Below are 256 nucleotides of genomic sequence, written 5' to 3'. Positions count from 1 at the left end.
CACCAGCGCTTTAATTTTTTGCGGTGTATAAGTAAAAGCCCCAATAAAACGAGCAAAAGATGTTCCAAAAATAAAAAAAGGGAAAAATGCTAAAAGACCTGACAGCGCAACATGGCTTGCAAAAGCACTTCCATTATCACGCCAATAATGACTTATTGCGTCACCAAAAACACGATAGCTATACCAAAAGATATTTCTTAACAAATCTTAATACTTTCTGGTAACACTCTTTCCAATCTATTCAAGCTTTATAAAA

Annotated in this window: 1 pseudogene; it reads right to left on the bottom strand. The window is 34.4% G+C overall.

The annotated features are described in order from the left end of the window. A pseudogene (locus ACFINC_RS11580) lies at window positions 1-204 on the bottom strand (ribonuclease BN); the annotation flags it as partial. Between the last annotated feature and the right edge of the window lie 52 nt (window positions 205-256).

It is taken from the genome of Bartonella sp. AP58NXGY (genome assembly GCF_042195785.1).
GTDB lineage: Bacteria > Pseudomonadota > Alphaproteobacteria > Rhizobiales > Rhizobiaceae > Bartonella.
The sequence above is the reverse complement of the archived record's forward strand: the minus strand, read 5'-3'. Positions and strand labels throughout refer to the sequence as shown.